Raw genomic sequence first — 18,540 nt, 5'->3', positions numbered from 1 at the left:
CCGTCTCAGTACGTCACGGTCATCCGAACATACCCTTCGTGGCGCGAGTAGTTGATGCCCGTGCCCGGGGTCGTCGACGTCCGTGTATTGAGCAGGTAGCCAGCCCCACCGACGAGCCACTTCTCGAACTGGTACTGGGGGCCCACGTCCAGCTTGAAGAGGGTGTCGCGCCGGCCGCCCTCGAAGCTCAGGAAGTCCATGGCGCTGGTGGCCCGCAGGGTGAGCCGGCCGCCGAGCAGGGCCTGTCCCTCCAGGTACCCGCGGTCATCCCGGAACTGGCCGAAGGCCGCCACGGGCTCCAGGGTCCGCGCGTAGCCGGCCTTCACGGTCGTGGTCGGGCTCACCAGGTAGCTGCCCTCCACCTGGGCAATCAAGGTACCCCCCGCGGCGCCGCGGAAGTCCTGGCCCCAACCCAGCGTGGCCGTGACGGCGATCTTCGGCGTCACCAGGCCCGCCAGGCCCGCCTTCCCCCTCAGAATCAGCGCACTCGGGGTGCCGCCGCGGCTGTAGTCGCGCAGGTTCAGGTCCACGTCCGCCACCAGGGCCGTCTTCGGCAGGAAGCGCCAGCGGCCCTCGAAGCCCGCGCGCAGGTCGTCGTAGTCGAAGCGGTTCACCTGGGCCGGGTCGCACTCGGGGCCGCCGCAGCCCACCGGGGCCAGGGCGCCCATGGGCTGGAAGCGCTCCAGCGCCCACCCCACCTGGGGAATCACCTCGAGGGCTCCACCTCCGGGCCGCAGCGGCACGCGCAGCTTCAGCTCGTTGTAGAGCGACAGCACGCCCGCGCCGATCGCCGCGCTGCGCGTCCGGTCCGAGCGCTGGAGGGTATCCACCAGCTCCACCCCGACCTGTCCCTCCTTGTTGAAGGCGACATTCAGGTCCGCCAGCGCCTGCAGGTGCGAGGTGTTGGTGGAGCCGGGGGTGAAGAGGCCGGTGTAGTGGACGTAGTCGGCGTAGCCCTTCAGCTCCAGGTCCACCCGCTTGCCGGGCAGCTCCAGCCGCAGCCCGGGCCGGATGTGCAGCAGGGCCTCGCCGGACAGCTGGTCCGACACCACGGTGGGGTCCGTGTTACCCGGGGGCGGGAAGTAGCCGGCGGCGCTGTCGTAGCGCGTCTCGAAGTCGAAGGTGGCGTGGAGCCTGCCATCGCCCACCTTGATGCCGTTGCCGCCCGGGGCCTGGCCGAGCGCGGGCCATGACGCCACCATGGCCAGCAGGCACCAGGCCCTCCACTTGTTGGCAGGCTGCGTCATGAAACGGTCAAGACCCCGGGCTCCCGGTCATAGCACGCGCTTCGTCTGTGCTCGAAACGACTTGGCTTTTCCCTCAACGGCCACGGCTGTCCGGAGGGCGGGGGGGCAACCCGGATGTGTTCACTGCACGGCGCTGGCGGGCGGCGGGCGGACGACGACCCCGTCCACGGGGGCCGGCTGGGTGGGATCTCCCCCGGGCAGATTGGTGGGCTCCTCCACCTCCACCGACATGTTCTCGTCCGCCTGGAACGCCAGCTGCCCGATGCACTTCTCCGCCTCGGTGCGCAGCTGGGCCACCTTCTGCTGGGCGATCATCACCTTGGTGTACTCGTGCGCACTGGAGGTGGAGTCCCGGGTGGACACGGCCTCCTGGAGCGCCACGTCCGACTGCTCGGAGATGCGCAGCAGGCCCTTGATCTGCGTGAGCTTCTCGTTGACGCAGTTGAGCTTCACCACGTCCTTGGCGCGCCGGGCCTCCTCCAGCTTGGCGAGCACGTCCCGGAGCACCTCGCGCATGCCGCCGAGCGCCTTGGTGCTGCGCTCGAGCTTCTGCGCGTCCGGCACGTCGCTGGCCTTCTCCGCCGTCAGGGCCACGGGGGCCGGGGGCGGACGGGGGGCCGCTTGGGCCAGGGCGAGCCCACTCGCGAGCACCATCCCCAGCACTCCGATGTAGCGCATGTCCTCGACTCCAGGCCCGCGGTGCATGCCCCCGACGCTAGAGAGGCGGACGGGGGGTGTCAACGCGCGGGGCCACTCATGCCTGCCTGGCCGTGAGCCGGGCGTTGGCCTCGCGCACCCGGGCCGACAGGATGCGCGCGATGTTGATGACGACGAAGGTGAAGCCGTCGCGGTGCGTCTGGCGGAAGGTGGACAGGTGCTGGGTGGTGAGCCGCAGCAGCACCGCCTCCGTGCGCGCCCGCACCGTGGCCGAGCGGTACTCCTTGTCGATGAGGCTCATCTCCCCGAAGAAGTCCGGGGCGGTGAGCACCGTGAGGGGCCGGGGGGCTCCGCCGCTGTCGCGCCGCACCACCTCCACCTCCCCGCGGACGATGACATAGAGGCTGTCGCCTGGCTCGCCCTCCTCGAAGACGGGCTCCCCGGCCTCATAGCGATGTTGCTCGGCCAGCTCTGCCAGGTAGGCCAGCTCCGTGCTGGAGAGCATCTCGAACAGCGGCGAGGATGAAATGACGGCCAGCTTCTCCATGACCCCAACCCCCCGGGATGCAGGTTGCTGGCTCCAGTCTACCCCGCCGGGGTGAAGACGAACGGGTAGGCCACCGGGACTTCGTCATCTGGTTTGAAGGGGAACACCCAGCCGCGCACCACCGTGCGGATGCAGCTGGCCACGGCGTCGCTGCCCAGGGTGTTTTCCTCGATTTCGATGTCCCCGGTGCGGCCGGAGGGGAGGATGTTGAAGCGCACCATGACCTTGCCCTTGAGGCTGGGGTTGCGCTTGAGCTCCTTCTCGTAGCAGCCCTGGATGGCCTTGAGGCGGGTCTTGATGTAGCGGGCGAGCGCCTCGCGGTCCACATCGGAGCTGTCCACCTCGGGGGTGGCGGCGGAGACGCGGCCGGAGATCTCCACCTCCTTCTTGGAGCCGAGGTCCACCTTGCCGCCGCCGCTGGTGCCGAGGTCGCCGATGCCGGCCACCTTGCCCTCGCCACCGCCGCGAGGGCCATTGGCGCCCACGGAGGCCTCGGTGGCGATGCCCACGCCGCCCGCGCCGGCCAGCGCCTGGGCGATGTCCCCGCCGCCGGTGCTGCCGCCGAGCACGTCCGAGAACGCGCCGCCGCCCCCGCCCGAGGAGCCGAGGATCTTCAACAGGCCCTTGCCGGCGACCTTCTTGGCCACCTCGGCGCGCCGGGCGGCGGCCTCCTCGGGGGTGGAGGGCCGGGAGGCGGTGTCCGAGGCGGGCTTGTCGTCCGAGTCGTTCGCCTGGGGCTTGTCCTTCTCGGTGTCGGCGGCGGCCTGGGCCGTGTCGGTGGCCTGCTTCTTGGGCTCCTCCACCTTGGGGGGCATGAGCACCCGGGCGAAGCGGTCATCCAGCTGGTCCAGCTCCAGCTCGGGCTCGGGGGGAGGGTCGGAGGAGATGATGAGGGCCGCGCCGGAGAAGTGGAGCAGCAGCGAGGCGGCGAGGATGCCGAAGAACAACCGGTCCATGCTCCGCCACGAGCCGCCCTGGAGATCCGGCGGGAGCCGGGGGGCCTCGGAGGCGGGCAGGGGCTGGATGAACTGGAAGAAGAGGCGGAGATCCTCGTCGAGCTCCACCACGCCGCGGGCGCTCTCCTGCAGGGGCAGGACGTACTGCATGCCCCGCTCCATGGCCATGCCCTGGGTGCGCAGCGTCTGGAAGTCCACGTCCGAGGAGCCGAGGTTCACCCGGCCCCGCATGTCGTCCGTGAAGACGAGGTTGTACTGGCTGGCGCGGTACTCGAAGACGGGGAAGCTGGCCGGGAGCTCCGGCAGCGGCAGCACGAGGGAGTTCTTCGGATCCTGGCCGACGGTGAAGTCACCGGGCTTGTGGAGGTGGCGCTCCTCGAGGATGCGGGTGCCCTGGAGGAGGCCCACGCGGAGGATGCGGTTGTTCGGCGAGGGGGAAGCCATGGTCTGCTCGGAACCCTTCCTACCCTAGAAGGGTTCCTTCTCCACGCTCTTGACGACCTTGGGCGTGAAGCTCTCGGCCTTGTTGAGCTCGTCGAAATTCAGGTTGGAGCGCTGGAGGATGTAGAAGGCCTGGGGCTTCTGGATGTTGCCCTCGACGGTGATGGCGTCCAGGCGGATGACCTTGCGCTTCTTGCCGTCCTTCTCCTTCTGGGAGGTCGTCTGCTGGGGGGGGGCGCTGGACGCGGCGGTGTCCTGGGCGGACGCGGGCGCGGCGGCGAGCAGCAGCACGAGGGCGAGGGCAGGGCGCATGGGCGGGCTCACTTCTTCTCCTCGGCGACTCTATCCGAGGTGGGAGACTCGCCGGAAGCAGGGGGCTCGGCCTGTTGGGCCTTGCGCAACTGCTCGCGTTTCTCGCGCTCGCGGCGGCGCTCCTCCTTCTCGATGCCCTTCCGGGCGTCCTTGACGTAGTCGTCCACGCGCTCGTCGCGGCCGCCCCGGGCGCGGTACTGCTCGAAGAAGGACAGGCAGGCCCGCAGCCGTTCGAGCGTGTCCAGCTCCTTGGGCTCGGCGTCGAGGTGGAGGATGGCGAGGTTGAAGTAGGTGTCGGGCAGGGCGGGGGCGAGGCGGAGCACCTGCTGGTACTCGGCGAGGGCGCGGGCGAAGTCCCCCTGGCCGCGGTACGCGTTGCCGAGGTTGAGGCGGGCGGAGACGAAGTCGGGAGCGGCCTGGACGGCGGCCTCCAGCTCGCGGGCGGCGGCGGGGAAGTCCTGGGCCTCGTTGAGGAGGGCGCCGAAATTGTTGCGGGCCTCGGCGAAGTCCGGCTTGAGCTCGGAGGCCTTCTTGAAGGACTCGAGGGCGGTGGGCTTCGTCCCGAGCGCGAGCAGCACCAGCCCGAGGGCGTTGTGGGTGGCGGCCTCGTCGGGGGAGATGGTGCGGGCGTTCTCCAGCACCATGCGGGCCAGCTCGTACTTGCGCTCGCGGTAGTACACCTGGGCGAGCAGCTGCATGGCGCGCACGTTGCGTTCCTCGGCCTTGAGGACGCGCTTGGCCTCGGTGGCGGCCGCGTCGAGCTTCTTCTGGCACAGCAGCGCCTGCACGAGTGCGAGGCGGGGAGCGAGGGCGTCCGGCTTCGCCTGGAGCAGCTCGCGCAGCGAGGACTCGGCCTGGGAGGCCTTGCCGGTGCGGCACTGGAGGCGGGTGAGGTTGTCCCAGGCGGCCTGCGAGTCCGGCGCGAGCTCCAGGGCCTGACGGTAGGAGCGCTCGGCTTCGTCGTGCTTGCCCAGCCGCTCCTGGGTGATGCCGAGGTTCGTCCACGCCGCGTCATCCTTGGGGCGGCGCTCGGTCGTGGCCTCCTGGGGAGCGGCCTTCTTCGCGGCGGTGTCCGGAGTGCCCGCGTCCGGCATGGCGGAGACAGCCGCGGCGGAGGAGGCCTGGGGCGCCGGCTTGGGCGTGGTGGCGCAAGCGGAGGCGAGCAGCAGCAGGGCCGGGACGAGCAGACGGCGAGGGCTCACCTGCCACCTCCGACGAGGCCCTCGGGGTAGAGCTGCTCCGAGGCGATGGCGTCCTTGGGCTCCTTGAGCACCGGGTACTCCTTGGGCCGGAAGCGGTGGAGCGACTCGAGGGTCTTCTTGGTCCACTCGTTGGAGATGCGGTTCTTGCGCGCCTCCTGGAGGGTGGCGGCGTAGCTCTCGACGGCGGCGTCCTCGAGGGTGGCGGTCTGCTGGGCGAGCAGGTCCTGGTAGGCCACCACGGCCTCCTCGCCGAGCCGCTTCACGTCGGGGGGGACGGGCGTCTCGATGATGGTGTTGGCGAAGCGCTCCAGGGCATAGCCGCGGCGGTAGAGGGCGGCGAGCGTCCACTCCAGGCGCTTGTAGGGGAATACACGGGCGTAGGCGTCGTTGACGGACTTCACGCCGTTGCGCTTGGAGGTGAAGCTGCGCTCGAGCGCCTTGCCCTTGCCGCCAATCTTGAGCTTGTCGAAGCCCCGGAACTCGGCCTCGGCGAGCTGGAAGCGGCTGAAGGCGGCGGCATCGGCGGCGCGGGGCTGGACCTCGGGCTGGAGCTTGCGGCGGTCGAACTCGTCGGCGGCGGCCGTGTAGGCGCGCAGGGCCTCCTTCTCGTTCTTCAGCTTGGCCCACGCATCACCGATGCGGCGCTTCGCCTCCACCACGAGCTCCACCTGGGCGGGCTGGGAGGAGAATTTGCGCACGAAGGACTCCAGGGCGCGGATTTCGCCCTTCCAGTCCTCGCGCTTCTCGAGGATGAGGGCGGCGCGGAACTGGTTGCGAGGCGCGTCCTCGGCGGTGGGGAAGAGCTCGGCGTAGCGCTGGAAGGCGGCGGCGGCCTCGGCGTAGCGCTGCTGGCCCTCGAGCAGGGTGGCGGCGTTGAAGAGGGCGGCCTCGCGGTCCTTGGAAGCGGGGTACTCCTTCACCAGCTTCTGGTAGCTCTCCACGGCCTTGTCGAAGTCGTAGGAGTTCTGCGCGTTGACGGCCACGCGGAAGAGGGCGCCATCGGCGAGGGGCGAGGAGGGGTACTCGCGGAAGATGCGCTCGTAGAGCTTGAGGGCCGAGTCGAAGCGCTGCGTCTTCTCGTAGGCCACGGCGGCGTTGTTGAGGGCCTTGTCGGCGAACTCGTGGCGGGGGGCCTCGTTGACGAGCTCGATGTACTTGGCGGCGGCCTCGTCGTACTTGCCTTCAGCGAGGAGCTGGTCGGCGAGCTTGAAGCGGCCGGCGAGCTTGAAGCGGACCAGGTCCTTGTGGAGGTCGCTCCTGGGGTCGATGACGTCCTTGTTGGCGGCGAGCTGACCGCTGACCTCCTCGACGCTCTTCCAGTCCTGGCCGATGAGGAAGGTCTCCACGATGAGGTTGGTGGAGAAGCGGGCCACCTCGTGCTGGGGGTACGCCTTGACGATGGCCTCGAAGCGGCGGCGCGCCTCGGGGAAGTCGTCGTGGGCGTAGTACAGCTCGGCGGCCTTGTAGGCGATGCTCGGGGAGCGCTCGCTCTGGGGGAGCTTCGCCACGTGGATGTCCGAGACGGCCACGAGCTTCGCCTCCAGCGCGGTGAGGGGCGAGGGCTGGATGGGCATTCCCTCGGGGCGCTCGCTGGAGCGCAGCGGGGTGGGAGCGGGCTGCTTGCCGGCCTTGATGTCCACCTCGAGCTGCTTCTGCCAGGAGAGCACGGCGCTGAAGGCGGACTCGGCGAAGTACTTGCTGCCCAGGGTGGAGTCGCGCACCGCCTCGTAGTGCCTGGCGGCCTCGCCGAACTGGAGCGAGTTGTAGAGACACTCGGCGGCGTAGAACTCGAGCTCGTAGGCGTTCTTGCTGCGCGGGAAGCGCTCGAGGTACTTGGAGTAGCCGGAGGCGGCGAGCTCGAAGCTGGCCTTGGCCTGGTCGAACTTGCCCTCCTGCTTGAACACCAGGGCCTGCTGGTGGTGGTAGATGGCGCTGGAGTAGAGGCTCTTCTCGGTGAGGTCGTCGGCGGTGGCCAGTACGTCGGGGTCGCGCTGGTGCGCCTGGTACCACTGAGCGCCGGGCGAGTAGAGCTCGGAGAGCTTCTGGGCCTCGGCGGAGGACTCGGTCAGCTTGCGGTCCCGCTCGTACGCCTGGACGAGCTTCTGCTGGAGCAGCGGGGCGTCCGGTGAGAGCGGATCCTTCTGGAGCACGAGCGTATAGGCGGCGATGGCCGCCTCGTGGTGGGTCTGGTCGAAGAAGACATCGCCGAGGCGGCGGTACACCTCGGGCTCGTAGGGGCGGGGGCCGATCTTCGCGAAGTAGGCCTGGGCCTTGGCGAGGCCGCCCCAGGTGTCATCGGCGAAGGAGATGGCGGTGTACTGGAGGGCCTCGTTGCGCAGGTCGCCGCCGCCGGACTCGTCGCCCTGGGTGGCGCGCTGGGCCTCGTAGAGGTCCACGAGGGTGATGAACCGGTCGACGGCCTCGTCGAAGCGGTCCATGCGGTAGTACGTCCACCCGAGCTTGTAGAGGGCCTTGTCGTAGAGCGGATGCGACGTGTCGCGGATGGCGGCCTCGTAGGCCTGGGCGGCCTTGGTGAGGGCGTCGGGATCGCTGTACGCGTCGAAGTAGTACTCGCCGATACGCACCCAGGCCTCGGTGGCGAAGCGGCTGGTGGGGTAGCGGGTGATGAGCCGCTGGTAGGAGGCGAGGCCCTCCTCGAAGGCGTTCTGCTTCTCCAGGCAGTAGCCGAGCAGGTACAGCGCGCCGTCGTTGAGCCGGTAGTCCGGGAAGCGCGACAGCAGCTGCCGGTAGAGCGAGATGGACGGCTCGAAATCCGGCTGTGGCTCGGGCGGGGGCTCGGCGCCCTCGGGGAGGGAGCGCAGTGTCTCCTCCTGCTCGCGCATGGCCACGAGGTGCGTGTCGCTGGAGCGCTCGTAGTACAGCTCCGCCAGACGGAACATGACGTCCGGGGTGTAGCGGGGCTCCTCGGGGTAGCGCCGGAGGAACTCCTCGAAGCGGGCGATGGCCTCCAGCCGCTCCTGGCGCTCCTGGCTCTCCATGCTGGAGATGGCCTTCTCGTACGCGTCCGCCAGCTGGCCGCGCTTCTCCTGGTACTTCTTCTGGATGAGGCGCTGGATCTCCTGCTTGTACTCGCGGGACTCCTCCTCGTAGCGCTGGACGGCCTCGCTCAGCTCCTCGAGGAGCTTCTCCTGCTCGGGCGTGCGGCCGAGTCCCGAGAAGCGCGAGGCGGCTGGCGCCGGACGTGCCTCGTCCTGCGCGGCGGCGTGCGCGGAGGCCAGCGTCAGGAGGGCGAGCAGCAGGGGGCGGCGCATCGAATCCGCCGCATCCTAGCCAACGCGGTGGATGGCTCCCAAGGACTGTCGGGTGGGGGCAGGCAGGCGAGCAGCCATGCAAGAGGCTTCAGCCGACCCCCTCCGCTCATCCCGCGTCGGGAGGGAGCGGCGGGGACGGAGCTCCCGGTGAACCACCATCCGGAGTCTGAACGCCGCCGTCCGGAACAAGGGAGCCGGCGTCGGGCGAGGCTGCGGCGGGAGGTGGCGCGGATGGTGATTCCGGGGGCGGACTGCGGGTGCCTCCGTCGAACCATGACGAAGGGAGGTTTGGGTCTGGCTTGCCCCAGACGCCGCCAACTTGTGAATCGGGAAAAGGAGTGCCCTGCGACTCCTGCTCCGCGGTCCCGGAAGCCGGGCTCAAATCCTCGGGCTCACCGTCGAACAAGCGACGGAGGATGCGGCCATCGGTGCTGATGGCGTACTTCGCTCCGCCGTCCATTGGGATGGCGCTTTGTTCGCAGGCCGCTGGGTTCGTGGAGATATCCACGAAGATGATGTCGCCCTGGCGGATGACTCGGTAGAGATGCGCCTCTTGCCTATCCCAGCACGTCCGGCCCTTGTATCCCGGAGGGATGAAATCATTGGCGGCGATACCGATAGCCCTGAGTGTCACACCGTCCAATTCATACGGTTGACCCTGTTGTCCAACGAGGGTCGGGAAGCTTTTGTAGAAGTCCGGAAACCGGATGGACAGGTCTTCCGGAGGCGGCTTCGGAAAGAGCACGCAGCTCGAGGTCAGCAGGGTGGTCAAAATGAGTGGATATTTCATGGCTCCCCCTTGCTGAAGCATGCGGCGTTTGTTTCCGTGATGGAGAAGCGCTTCCCATCAGCATGCCAATCAACGCGCCCCGTTTGTTTGCAACGCCATTGGTTTTCTGTCTTGGTCCACCTCAAGATTTGATGGGTGGAGGGGATGTATTGATGAAAGCCGTCACACGAAGGCTCAGTGGCTCGATTCGAGAAGAAGGCCACGATGGAGAGTTGCGAAACTCCATCCTTCGTGTGGATTTCAAGGCCGTGCTGCGCTCCTTCTGCGACGATGAGACGGATGTCGTCCCTGGAGATCGTGCTGCCGTAGGGATGATTGTGCAGTGCGAAGATGTATTTGAGGCTGTCTTGCGGATAGCGCGAGTCATCCACGGACGATGGAAGCAGGCAACTCCTTCTTCCATTCAGGTCATCCAGCTTGTGCTGATCCGTCAGCATGCTCATTTCATACTTGCGCTCAGGCGTGTAGTAGAGCCATGCGCAGTACTCATTTGAAATCCGCCAGCGAAGTTGGAAGTCCTGGTCTCCAACTCGTCCAGCGTTCGCATTCGGTTTTGAAAGAATGAGCGAGCAGGCTGAGAGCAGAGCATCCGAATAGGAGTCGAAGGGTCCAAAGCCCGGCATCGGTCCGGGGAGACTCTCCAGGAGCGGCTCTCCTGGCTTGGGTCGTACGACCCCTTCAATGGCTTGAGAAGACGAACATCCCGAGACCATCAGAGTCGAAGCCAGCAGGGCTCCTGGCAACCATCTGCGTGCATTCTCGTAAGCCATGGCTCCCTTCCAGTGGCCAGGATTCGCTCCCGGTGCCTGTTCGCTCTTGTTCTCGCTCGTCCTCCCCATCCAGCCCCAAAAAAAGCGTACCAGGAATCTCCAGTCAAAGCATGGAAACCCCTATACCCGGGGAGAGCGTACCAGTGCCTGCGCGCATGGCGCAATCTCCGGCCTGGGATTCTACCGGACACTACTTCAAAAGTCATGTGATGTGACGCGAGTGTAGAGTCGCGTGGCTCCTGGGGGAGGCTCGCCAACCGTCTGCAATCCTTGGGGATGCGCTGAGGACGCTCTCTACTTCTCGTCCTTGAGGACTTCCTCGAACTCCTTCTCGAGGTCGTGCAGATCCTTGTCCTTCTGCGCGGAGAGCTTCTGGATCTCCGACGTCTTGTCCTGCTTGCGGGTGAAGGCCACGTCCACCAGGCCCACGTCCGCCTTGAGGACGAGGTCATAGAACTGCTTGCGCACCTTCTGGATGCTCTCGAAGGCGATGCGGCCCACCAGGTTGCGCGCGTCGCCGGACACGCTGACGACTTCCTGGTGGTAGTCCTGGAGCAACCGCTGCTCGGCCAGCACCTTGCCCTTGATGACCGCGCCGCGCTGCTCCACCTGGGCGCGCAGCACCTGCCGGGCCGTGTCCACCCGGGCGCGCAGGGCCTCCGAGCGCTGGCGCGTCTCGTGCGTCCGGGCCACCAGCGCCGCGTCCTCTCCGGACAGCCGCTGCTCGGCGGCGGTCAGCAGGGCGTGCTCGCGCTGGAGAAGCTCGCGGTACTGCACGCGCAGGACGTCCTCACCCGACACGAAGGCACTCGCGGACGCACGCTCATCCGCCAGGCGCGAGCGGAGCAGCTTGAGCTCGGCCTTGCGCGTCTCCACCGCCTGCTCCTCGTTGCGCAGCTGGTCGAGGAACTCCTGCTCCTCCTCGGGCGTGCTGGTGCGCTCGGCGCGCGTGTCCTCCAACAACTTGCGCACCGCGATGGAGATGGCCTCCATGCTTTGGATTTCGAAGCCCAGCTGGAAGGCGTCGCGGTCCAGCTCGTCCACCTTGGACTGCATCCGCTCCCGCCGTGTCTCCAGTTCCTGGGGCGTGGTGGGCAGGGTCGCCAGCCGAGCGCCCAGGGCCTCGCGCTCACGGCGCACCGTCTCCAGCGCGGTGAGCTCCTCGGGGCGCAGCCGTCCCCGCAGCACGTCCCCCTCCACCTGCACCAGGTGCTGCTCCGTGCGCACCAGCGCGCTGTCCACCGCGTCCGCCCGCTGGTAGCCCTCCTGCAGCTCGGGGAACACCTGGAGGCCGCGCTCGTCCAGGGCCCGGAGGATGCGGGTGGCGATGGCCTTCGAGTCGTCCACGCTCTCGCTGCTGCTGTCGATGTCCTTCTGCATCGCCACCGCCTTCGCCACCTCTTCCTGGGTGGTGGCGAACTGGAGCGCCATCGGCGGCAGCAGCGTGGTGACGTCCAGGGTGCGCTCGTTGCGCGCCAGCAGCCTGTCGAAATACGCGACGGGGTCCTGGTTCGCCTTCAGCAGCGCGTCCACCTGGTCCCGCACCGGCTTGTAGGTTCCGATGACCTCCTCGTACGTGGCGGTGGCCTCGTCGTACTTGTGCAGCTTGAGCAGCAGGTGCCCCTGGAGGATGCGGGCATCGGGGGCGACGGGGGACTCGGGCCCCACGAGCAGGAGGATGTCCGTGGCGTTCTTCGCCTTCTCGTAGTCCCCCTTCTTCACGTGCACCCATGCCATCTCGTAGAGCGAATCCACGAAGGCCTCGCTCTCGCGCGGAACCTCCGCGTACCGGTCGAGCGCCTCATCCAGGCGTCCCAGCTCGTAGAGCAGCCGTCCCAGTGACAGGCTCGCCAGCTCCTGGAGCCGCCGCAGCTCCGGCTCCTGCACCGCCTCGGTGGCCAGGGGGCGGAACTGCTCCACGGCGCCCGCGTAGTTCCCCTCCTGCACGGACAGCACGCCGAGGAAGTACGCGCTCTGCTTCTGGAAGCGTCCGCCCGCGGTGCTGGCCAGGGGCTGGAAGGCCGCGCGGGCGCGCTGGCGCCGTTCCGTTTCGGGCAGGTCCGTCCGCTTGAAGAGCCACTTGGCGTAGACGTACTCGAGCTCCGGGGGCAGCTGGCCACTCGACAGGCGCCGCGCCCGCTCGATGTACTCGTCGATGCCGGTGAACTGGTTGAGCCGGCCGGCGATCTCCACGTAGCGCACGAGCGCATCCCGGTAGTGCTTCGTGCTGCTCTGGGTGAGCAGCTCGCGCAGGTAGATGCGCGCGCCGACGTAGTTCTGCTGCCGGTAGAGCGAGTCCCCCAGGTAGAAGAGCGCGTCCGGGTAGCGCCCCTGGGCGCGGAACTTCGGGTCGCCCACCAGGTCGTAGAAGAGCACCGACGCGGCGGCCCAGTCCTCCAGCTGGTACTGAATCTCCCCGTCCGAGAAGCGCCGCAGCAGCAGCTCGTCCTCACCGGGCTCGGGGCGCTGGGTGAACTGCGTCTCGACGAAGCGGAGGTTCTCCTCGGCGGTCTTCAGCTGTCCGGACACCTGCTCCAGCCGCGAGGTCAGCTCCTGGGCGGAAGGCGGGGGCGGGGCAGGGGCCTCCGCGGCGCGCGTGGAGCCGGGAGCCACGAGCGTGGCCGCCGTGAGCAGCAGGGCGTGGAGGCGCGACGTGCTCAAGGCCGGCCCTCTACTTCGTTTCGGAGGCCGCGGCGGGAGGCGGCGGAGCGGCGTCCGGGGCCGGCTTCGGCTTTCCGGAGTCGCGCGACGACTCGATGTCGTAGCGCACCGCCGGCCGGTCCTGCAGGTCCGTGGTCACTCCTCCCTTCTCGAAGCCCACCACGCGCACCGTCGTCACCTTCCCCGGCTCGGCGTTGAAGGTGTAGCTGGATTGCACCTTGAAGCGGTAGCCCTCGAGGTAGCTGAACACGCCGAAGCCATGGCCGCGGTAGACGAGCCGCACGGCCACCTGGTGCTGGCCCGGCACGATGCGGCCGGTGAAGATCTCCAACTCCTTGCTCTTGGACAGCTCCTCGGTCTCGTCCGTGCGGGTGTAGACGGGCGCGCCGTCCAGCGCGTACGCCACCGATTCCAGCACGAACGAGTCACCCATCTCGTTGCGGTGCACGAGCACCGCGCGCGCTCCCGTGGAGAGGTCTCCTCCGAGCACCGTCTCCTGCAACAGCTGCAGGCGCGCCTTGGAGCGGTAGATCTTCTCCTTCAGGTCGACGACCTGCTCCTCCAGCGTCTTCACCCGGGTGTTGAAGGCCTCGTCCGCCGTGCGCGCCTGCGAGGCGGCGGGAGCCTGGGTGGGGGCCGGCGTGGAAACGACAGAAGGGCCCTGCTGCCCGAAGGCAGGGGCCCACATGGCCGTGCACGCCACGGCCAGCACTCGGAGGGTGGTGGAGGTGGAGCGCACGAAGGAGCGACCTCGTCTGTGGGCGGACCTGGAAGCGGCCCGCCCCACGGCCTAGCCGCCCTTCTTCAGCTCCGTCAGCACCAGCTTGGCCACCGCCTTGAGCGTGTCGAACACGCCGACGCCGGTGGGCGCCACCGCCTGGTACTCGGGGATGTTGCGCTGGTTGAGCGACTTGTGCATCTCCTCGACCGTCACGGCGTTGGGCAGGTCCCGCTTGTTGTACTGCATCACGGACGGGATCTTGTTCAGGTCGTAGCCCTGCTCGGCCAGGTTGATGCGGAGGTTCTCCAACGACTCCATGTTGGCCTCCATGCGCTCGACCTGGCTGTCGGCCACGAACACCACACCGTCCACGCCCTTGAGGATGAGCTTGCGGCTGGCGTCGTAGAAGACCTGGCCCGGCACCGTGTACAGGTGGAAGCGCGTCTTGAAGCCGCGGATCTCACCCAGCGACAGCGGGAGGAAGTCGAAGAAGAGCGTGCGATCCGTCTCGGTGGAGAGCGAGATGAGCTTGCCCTTCGTCTCCGCGGCGGTCTTGTTGTAGATGTACTGCAGGTTCGTCGTCTTCCCGCACAACCCGGGACCGTAGTAGACGATCTTGCAGTTGATTTCGCGAGACGAGTAGTTGATGAAGGACATGGCTTCCCGGGTTACTCGCTGAAGAGGTTGTCGATATCGTCGTCGGAAATCTCGGCGAACGGAGAGCCGGCCCCGGGACCATCCGTCTTCTTCACGAGGCTCTCGAAGATCTTGGTCAGCTCGTCACTGGCCTTCTTGATGCGCAGGCGCACCAGGCCGAGGCTGGTCCGGTTGTCGAAGATGACGACCAGCACCACCCGGCTCCCGACGATGGTCATGTACAACGAGTCCTTGGCCCCTTCATGGAATTGATGGGGGAACTCGTTTTCGCCAATCAGCTTCGCGAGACCGCCCATCGCCGCCACGTTACCGGCCGTCAGCGAGGCCAGTGAGGTGGTGTCGATGTTCTGCGTCTGTCCCGCGGAAGAGATGAGTTGCCCGTTCTTGTCGACGAGGAACACCACCTTCGCGTTCGCGTCCTTGGTCAGCCGGTCGCAAACCGCGTTGATCTTGGTGAACTCCTCTTCGTACATCACCAGTTGCGTGCCCATGGGCGTTTACGCTCCTAAGCGTCTCGCTCGACCTTGACTCCCGCGGCCCCCGAAGGTTTCCGGAATGAATTTCGGAGGTTAGGTGCGGCGCTCCCGACCGGGGGAGCTTTAGCAAAGCCCTTCCAACCCGGCAAGAAGCCACCTCTTTCCCTGGAACCAGGTGCTCCCGGGGCTGGCGTGCAGGCACGTGCCCACAGAGGTTGCCTGCTCGGGGTTGGCGGGAGGGGAGAGGGGCTCATGCGGGGGCATCTTCCGAGGTAGGAAGGGGACTGGAAACCCGGTCGCTTCCAGTTTCGAGGGGACCTGTCGAGTCTTCACTATACTCCGGCCGTGCCGTTCCGTTCCCGTCCCTTTTTCGCCGTTCTCCTACTTGCGCTCACCCTGGGGGTGCCGATCAGCGCGTGGGCCCAGGGAGTGTCCGCGGAGCGGGCGTCGGTGCGGTTGCGCTACGGGCTGGCCTTCCGGGAGGGGGCCCAGGAGGCGGGGCCGGTGGTGTCGTACTCGGGCATGACGCCCAATGACGTGGCGCTGGGGCTCTCGGCCTTCGGCGAGGGCTGGCTGGGCGCGTGGGTCAGCGTGCAGCGCGAGGGCTTCAGCCTCTCGTTGGGCCCGGATGCCGTGACGGGGGGCGCACTGGTGAGGGCCTCGGTGGGGCCGGCGGCGCGCGTCTTCCTGGGGCCGGTGCGCGCAGAGCTGAGTGCCGGTTACGGCTTCGCGCAGCTGCCGGTCTTCTCCTCCAGCACGGGACAGGTGCAACTCGTGCCCACGGCGCGACATGCCGCGCTGGTGGGAGCCCGGGTGCTGGTGCCGCTGCCCTGGCGCCTGCGCGCGGAGGTGCGCGGAGAGCTGCCGGTGGCCATCGGCTCCGCGTCGAATGGCTTCGCGGCCGGAGGGGCGCTGCTCGTCCCGGTGCTGCGGCGGGGCGAGTGGGGTGGGGCGCTGGTGCTGGATTACCAGTACGTGCGCGACGCGCTGACGACGGCGGACGGTGGGGTGTCGCGCCAGTCCATCAGCCGCGCGGGCGTGGCCTTCGAGCTCTCCCTGGGAGGCGCGGACGGCGCGAGGCCGGAGACGGGCGAGCTCGTGCTGACGGTGGTGGACGCGGACACCGGCCAGCCGCTGCCCGAGGCCCGGGTGGTGCTGACGGCGGGCGGCGTGGAGCAGGCGCCGCGGGTGGCCGGCGCGGACGGGCGGTTGACGGACGTGCCGCTGCCGCCGGGCGAGGTGCTCGCGCGGGTGAGCGCGGGGGGGTATCTGCCCGCGGAGGAGCGCGTCACCGTGACGGCGGGCGAGCGCGCGGAGTGGGTGGTGCGGGCGCGTCCGGAGCCGCGCGTGGGCGCACTGCGGGTGTCAGTGGTGGATGCGCGCAGTGGCAAGCCGCTGCCGGGCGCGGCCGTGGCGGTAGGCACCCGCGAGCTTCTCACCGACGCGACGGGTCAGGTTCGCGTGGAGGGGCTGGGGCCTGGCCCCTTGGAGGTGAAAGTGTCGGCCGAGGGCTTCCGGACGGCGCAGGAGGCGGTGGCGATCGCGGCGGGGACGGAGACGGAGCTGCCCGTCTCGTTGGTGTTCGGGCGGCAGGGAGCGCTCGCCACCCTGTCCGGGCAGGTGCGCAGCGTGCGGAGGGGCAAGCCCCTGCAAGCCCTGCTGGTCATCCCCGAGGCGAGGATCCGCCGCCGCACGGACGCCCGGGGGACTTTCCAGGTCCAACTCAAGCAAGGTAGGTATCGTCTCGTCTTCTCGGCTCCCGGGCATCTGCCCCAGACCAAGGTCGTCACCGTCCGCGACGGCGAACAAGCCATCTTCAACGTCGATCTCTTCCCCAAATCCCGGTGAGCTCCCTCCGTCCTCGTCTCGTGTCCGCGCTGTGTCTGCTGCTGGCCGCCGCCTGCGGGGACGAAGAGCCCGCGCCCGCGCCGCCTCCTCCCGCCGCCGTGGAGCAGAAGAATCCGGTGGCGGTGCCTGAGAAGAAGGCCGTGGAGCTCGCGCGGCTGGTGAGCGTGACGGGCGAGGCGCGGCTGGAGCGCGGGGGCAAGCAGTCTCCGGCGGTGCGGGGCCCGCTGTCGCGCGGTGACGCGGTGGAGACGGGCGCGGACGGAGGCGTCACGGTGCGCTTCGCCGACGGGCGCACGGTGGAGGTGGGGCCGGACGCGCGTTTCGTGCTGGAGGAGGACTCGAGCGGCGTGGTGATGGCGGTGTCGCGCGGCTTCGTGCTGTCGCGGGTGCCGGCGGACCCGCCGAAGGGGTCCGCGGGCCCGCCCTCTGGCCCGAGAGTGCAGCTCACCCTGCTCACCCCGTTCGGCCTCACGCGCGTGGGGGCGGATGGCAGCGCGGTGAAGGTGGACGTGGGCCCGGAGGAGGGCCGCGTGGAGGTGCTGCTGGGCACCGTGGAGGTGGTGGCGAAGAACGGGCAGACGCTGAAGGCCGAGCAGGGCCAGGTGGCTTCCGTGAAGGCGGAGGGGGTGACGGCGCGCGTGCTGGAGCTGGCGCCCGTCGAGGTGACGGTGCATGCCGGGACGGGCCGCGCCGAGTGGCGCCAGAAGGGCAGTGCGCGGTGGCGCGGGGTGGACCGGAATGGCGAGGCGCTCAAGGCCGGTGACAGCGTGCGCGTGCGTCAGGGCACGGCGCTGCTGAAGCTGGAGGGCTCGGAGTCCACGCTCTCGCTGGGCACGGGGGGCGAGCTGGTGGTGGAGGACGTGTCCCGGGCGGGCTCGACGGACGAGGCGCGGTTGGACCTGCGCAAGGGCGAGCTGGGGCTGATGCTGGCTCCCGGGAGGGCCAGCCGGGTGGTGCTGCCGGGGCTCTCGCTGGAGAGCAGCGGGGAGGCCCGGCTCGACGTGCGGCGCACGGGGGATGGCTTCACCGTGGACACGCGCGCGGGTGACGTGACGCTGGTGCGCGGTGGGGCGCGCGAGCCGCTGCACGCGGGCGAGCGGGCCACCGTGGCGGGCGAGGACTCCGCGAAGGTGGAGGCCCTGGAGCGGGCGCAGCTCGCACTGCCCTCGGCCGAGGGCCAGCAGGTGTTCCAGCGGCGCCTGTCGGAAGTGGCCCTCACGTGGGAGGAGGCGGGCGAGGTGCGGGTGGAGGTGGCCTCGGATGCGGACTTCAAGAAGCCGGTGCTGGCGGGCGCGGCGCGGAATGGCTTCGTCAACGTGACGCCTCCGGCGCGGGGCTCGCTGTATTGGCGGGTGCGGCGGCCGGACGGCTCGGCGGTGGCGCGGGGCCATGCGTCCTTCGGGCCGGAGCGCTCCACGAAGGGCGAGCTGGACCGGCTGCGCAACCGGGTACCGGAAGGGCCGGAGAAGACGACCATCTTCTTCCAGGACAAGCCCCCGGCCGTCACCTTCACCTGTGAGGCGGTGCAGGGCGCGGCGTCCTACAAGGTGGCGGTGTACCGGACCGGCGAGCTTCGCAAGCCCGTGGCGGAGCGGTCCGCCTCCGCGCCCGCGGTGCCGCTCGAGGCCGGTGTGCTGAACGAGGGCAGCTTCCTCTGGTCCGTCACCCCGGTGGCCTCGAGTGGCCAGCCGATTCGCGGCGGGCGGATGAACAAGCTGGAGCTCGTCTTCGACAACTCGGTGCCCACGCTCGTCATCAACGCACCCCGGGAAGGCGTGCGCGCCGGCCCTCGCGTGCGCGTGACGGGCGTGGCTCCGGTGGACTCGAAGCTCTTCGTGAACGGGCGGCCGGTGAACCTCGACTCGAAGCACCGGTTCAATACCTGGGTGGTGCCGGAGGGACGGCCACCCCTCGTTGTATTCAAGCTGTCACGCCCCGGTGCACCGGATGTGTATACGGTGCGCACCCTGAAGTGAGGCCCGC

The 18,540-nt window shown here is 68.9% G+C and carries 15 protein-coding genes; 2 read left to right on the top strand and 13 right to left on the bottom strand.

Translation table 11 applies throughout. The features are described from left to right. Window positions 1-5: 5 nt before the first annotated feature. From VFZ09_RS39150 to mglB, 13 genes are all read right to left on the bottom strand, one after another. Complete coding sequence (locus VFZ09_RS39150) at window positions 6-1,247, bottom strand: hypothetical protein (RefSeq protein WP_329732879.1); 1,242 nt, start codon at window positions 1,245-1,247, stop codon at window positions 6-8. A gap of 120 nt (window positions 1,248-1,367) precedes the next feature. Beyond that, window positions 1,368-1,925: a hypothetical protein gene (locus VFZ09_RS39145; protein WP_329732878.1), complete on the bottom strand. Its 558-nt coding sequence runs from the start codon at window positions 1,923-1,925 to the stop codon at window positions 1,368-1,370. Window positions 1,926-2,001: 76 nt separating this feature from the next. Then, a complete protein-coding gene (locus tag VFZ09_RS39140) occupies window positions 2,002-2,451 on the bottom strand; it encodes a cyclic nucleotide-binding domain-containing protein (protein ID WP_329732877.1) in 450 nt (149 codons plus the stop codon). Between the two features lie 38 nt (window positions 2,452-2,489). Then, window positions 2,490-3,851, bottom strand: coding sequence for an AgmX/PglI C-terminal domain-containing protein (locus VFZ09_RS39135; protein WP_329732876.1), 1,362 nt, complete (start codon window positions 3,849-3,851; stop codon window positions 2,490-2,492). 24 nt (window positions 3,852-3,875) lie between these two features. Next, entirely contained in the window at window positions 3,876-4,160 is a 285-nt protein-coding gene (locus VFZ09_RS39130) for a hypothetical protein (RefSeq protein WP_329732875.1), read from the bottom strand. An 8-nt stretch (window positions 4,161-4,168) separates the two neighbouring features. Continuing rightward, complete coding sequence (locus tag VFZ09_RS39125; RefSeq protein WP_329732874.1) at window positions 4,169-5,362, bottom strand: tetratricopeptide repeat protein; 1,194 nt, start codon at window positions 5,360-5,362, stop codon at window positions 4,169-4,171. Further along, entirely contained in the window at window positions 5,359-8,634 is a 3,276-nt protein-coding gene (locus VFZ09_RS39120) for a tetratricopeptide repeat protein (protein ID WP_329732873.1), read from the bottom strand. Before VFZ09_RS39120 ends, VFZ09_RS39125 begins: the two co-directional genes overlap by 4 nt. 106 nt (window positions 8,635-8,740) lie before the next feature. Beyond that, a complete protein-coding gene (locus VFZ09_RS39115) occupies window positions 8,741-9,424 on the bottom strand; it encodes a hypothetical protein (protein ID WP_329732872.1) in 684 nt (227 codons plus the stop codon). Beyond that, window positions 9,421-10,194, bottom strand: a complete 774-nt coding sequence (locus tag VFZ09_RS39110) for a hypothetical protein (protein WP_329732871.1) — start codon at window positions 10,192-10,194, stop codon at window positions 9,421-9,423. Before VFZ09_RS39110 ends, VFZ09_RS39115 begins: the two co-directional genes overlap by 4 nt. 294 nt (window positions 10,195-10,488) lie before the next feature. Further along, a complete protein-coding gene (locus VFZ09_RS39105; protein WP_329732870.1) occupies window positions 10,489-12,855 on the bottom strand; it encodes a tetratricopeptide repeat protein in 2,367 nt (788 codons plus the stop codon). Between the two features lie 10 nt (window positions 12,856-12,865). Further along, window positions 12,866-13,594: a dihydrolipoamide acetyltransferase gene (locus tag VFZ09_RS39100; RefSeq protein WP_329732869.1), complete on the bottom strand. Its 729-nt coding sequence runs from the start codon at window positions 13,592-13,594 to the stop codon at window positions 12,866-12,868. Window positions 13,595-13,645: 51 nt separating this feature from the next. Further along, window positions 13,646-14,233: a gliding-motility regulator Ras-like GTPase MglA gene (gene mglA, locus VFZ09_RS39095; protein WP_047856128.1), complete on the bottom strand. Its 588-nt coding sequence runs from the start codon at window positions 14,231-14,233 to the stop codon at window positions 13,646-13,648. Between the two features lie 11 nt (window positions 14,234-14,244). Next, window positions 14,245-14,724, bottom strand: coding sequence for a gliding-motility regulator GTPase-activating protein MglB (gene mglB, locus VFZ09_RS39090; RefSeq protein ID WP_047856129.1), 480 nt, complete (start codon window positions 14,722-14,724; stop codon window positions 14,245-14,247). Between the two features lie 414 nt (window positions 14,725-15,138). Between mglB and VFZ09_RS39085 the strand changes: the two genes are divergently transcribed. Beyond that, the gene (locus tag VFZ09_RS39085) at window positions 15,139-16,557 is read left to right on the top strand and encodes an MSCRAMM family protein (protein ID WP_329732868.1); all 1,419 of its coding nucleotides are present in this window, start codon (window positions 15,139-15,141) and stop codon (window positions 16,555-16,557) included. Next, entirely contained in the window at window positions 16,554-18,533 is a 1,980-nt protein-coding gene (locus tag VFZ09_RS39080; RefSeq protein ID WP_329732867.1) for a hypothetical protein, read from the top strand. The genes VFZ09_RS39085 and VFZ09_RS39080 overlap by 4 nt, the downstream gene beginning before the upstream one ends. The last annotated feature ends 7 nt before the right edge of the window (window positions 18,534-18,540 follow it).

The sequence above is a fragment of the Archangium sp. genome, from assembly GCF_036277355.1.
Taxonomy (GTDB): domain Bacteria; phylum Myxococcota; class Myxococcia; order Myxococcales; family Myxococcaceae; genus Archangium.
The sequence above is the reverse complement of the archived record's forward strand: the minus strand, read 5'-3'. Positions and strand labels throughout refer to the sequence as shown.

Excerpts from the sequence above, each read along its gene's own strand:
- VFZ09_RS39150 (WP_329732879.1), bottom strand. The coding sequence starts at position 1,247 with ATGACGCAGCCTGCCAACAAGTGGAGGGCCTGGTGCCTGCTGGCCATG.
- VFZ09_RS39145 (WP_329732878.1), bottom strand. The coding sequence starts at position 1,925 with ATGCGCTACATCGGAGTGCTGGGGATGGTGCTCGCGAGTGGGCTCGCC.
- VFZ09_RS39140 (WP_329732877.1), bottom strand. The coding sequence starts at position 2,451 with ATGGAGAAGCTGGCCGTCATTTCATCCTCGCCGCTGTTCGAGATGCTC.
- VFZ09_RS39135 (WP_329732876.1), bottom strand. The coding sequence starts at position 3,851 with ATGGCTTCCCCCTCGCCGAACAACCGCATCCTCCGCGTGGGCCTCCTC.
- VFZ09_RS39130 (WP_329732875.1), bottom strand. The coding sequence starts at position 4,160 with ATGCGCCCTGCCCTCGCCCTCGTGCTGCTGCTCGCCGCCGCGCCCGCG.
- VFZ09_RS39120 (WP_329732873.1), bottom strand. The coding sequence starts at position 8,634 with ATGCGCCGCCCCCTGCTGCTCGCCCTCCTGACGCTGGCCTCCGCGCAC.
- VFZ09_RS39115 (WP_329732872.1), bottom strand. The coding sequence starts at position 9,424 with ATGAAATATCCACTCATTTTGACCACCCTGCTGACCTCGAGCTGCGTG.
- VFZ09_RS39110 (WP_329732871.1), bottom strand. The coding sequence starts at position 10,194 with ATGGCTTACGAGAATGCACGCAGATGGTTGCCAGGAGCCCTGCTGGCT.
- mglA (WP_047856128.1), bottom strand. The coding sequence starts at position 14,233 with ATGTCCTTCATCAACTACTCGTCTCGCGAAATCAACTGCAAGATCGTC.
- mglB (WP_047856129.1), bottom strand. The coding sequence starts at position 14,724 with ATGGGCACGCAACTGGTGATGTACGAAGAGGAGTTCACCAAGATCAAC.